A 1,323-nucleotide genomic window follows, 5' to 3' on the forward strand; every position below is an offset into this window, starting at 1 on the left:
TGAGGTTCCCCCGAGATGCGGAAGTCGATGACAGAGGGTCAGATGGTTCTCATGAGAGGAACATCGACCATGGCTGCCCCCAGAAAGTACTCACTGGAGTTGCGTGAGCGTGCGGTGCGGATGTATCGCGCGTCGGATCCGAAGCCGCAGATCAAGAAGCTGGCCGTCGACCTCGGCGTCCACCCCGAGGCCCTGCGGGGCTGGATCCGGCAGGCCGAGGCCGACGCCGGCGAGCGTGATGACCGGCTGACTACCGACGAACACGCCGAGCTGGTGGCACTGCGGAAGGAGAACGCCCAGCTCAAGCGGGCGAACGACGTACTGCGGACGGCCTCGGCGTTTTTCGCGGCGCAACTCGACCCGACCCGGCCCAGGTGACCGCGCTCCTCGACGAGCATCCACACCTGGGAGTCGAGTGCGTACTCCGGGAGCTTTCCATCGCCTCCTCCACCTACTACCGCTGGCGCCGCGCCGAGAAGGAGCCCTGCGAGCGGCGGCGCCGCGACGTCGAGCTCACCGAGAAGATCAAGGCGATCCATACCGGGTCCGGTGGCATCTACGGGTCGCCACGGGTGCACGCCATACTGAAACGCGAGGGCGTCCACGTGGGCCGCAAACGCGTCGAGCGGTTGATGCGCGAGGCCGATCTGGCGGGTCTCAGCCCGCGCCGGAGCGGTTTCACGCGCCGGGATCCCAAGGCCGCGCTCGCCCCGGACCTCGTCAACCGGGACTTCACCGCTCAGGGGCCGAACCGTCTGTGGGTCACCGATCTGACGATGATCCCGACCGCTGAGGGACCGCTGTGGCTGTCCGCGATCCGCGACGCGTTCTCCCGCCGGGTCGTGGCCTGGGAGACCTCCGCCCGCGCGGACGCCGACCTGGTCCTGTCCAGCCTGGAGTACGCGCTCGCCTCCCGCGAGGTCGAGCCCGGCAAGCTCATCCACCACGCCGACCACGGCTGCCAATATACGTCCATCAAGCTGACAACTCGCCTGGTGAGGGCGGGAATTGAGGCGTCGATGGGCTCGGTCGGCGACAGTTACGATAACGCCCTCGCGGAGAATCTGTGGATGCTGACGAAGACCGAGTGCGTCCGCGGTCGCGTCTTCGCCACCAGGGCCGAGGCGAACCTCGCGCTCTTCGAGTACTTCGATGGTTTCTACAACAGCCGGCGCATCCAGAAGCGGCTCGGCTACCTCAGCCCGATCGAGTTCGAGGAGAAGCACTACGCCGAGCAGGCAACGGCCGAACGAGCGAACCTGAAACCCCGCCAACCCGCCCTGACCAGCTGATCAGCACCTCCCGAGCAACGGGGGAACCTCA

The 1,323-nt window shown here is 67.0% G+C and carries 2 protein-coding genes; both read left to right on the forward strand.

The features are described from left to right. Positions 1-69 precede the first annotated feature (69 nt). Positions 70-378, forward strand: coding sequence for a transposase (locus tag ABZ564_RS32750; protein ID WP_164247473.1), 309 nt, complete (start codon positions 70-72; stop codon positions 376-378). Continuing rightward, a complete protein-coding gene (locus tag ABZ564_RS32755) occupies positions 375-1,292 on the forward strand; it encodes an IS3 family transposase (protein WP_360863149.1) in 918 nt (305 codons plus the stop codon). The genes ABZ564_RS32750 and ABZ564_RS32755 overlap by 4 nt, the downstream gene beginning before the upstream one ends. Positions 1,293-1,323 lie beyond the last annotated feature (31 nt).

The sequence above is a fragment of the Streptomyces sp. NPDC019224 genome (genome assembly GCF_040632605.1).
GTDB lineage: Bacteria > Actinomycetota > Actinomycetes > Streptomycetales > Streptomycetaceae > Streptomyces.

Bases quoted from the DNA above. Each gene is read 5' to 3' on its own strand.
- ABZ564_RS32750 (WP_164247473.1), top strand. From the start codon at position 70: ATGGCTGCCCCCAGAAAGTACTCACTGGAGTTGCGTGAGCGTGCGGTG.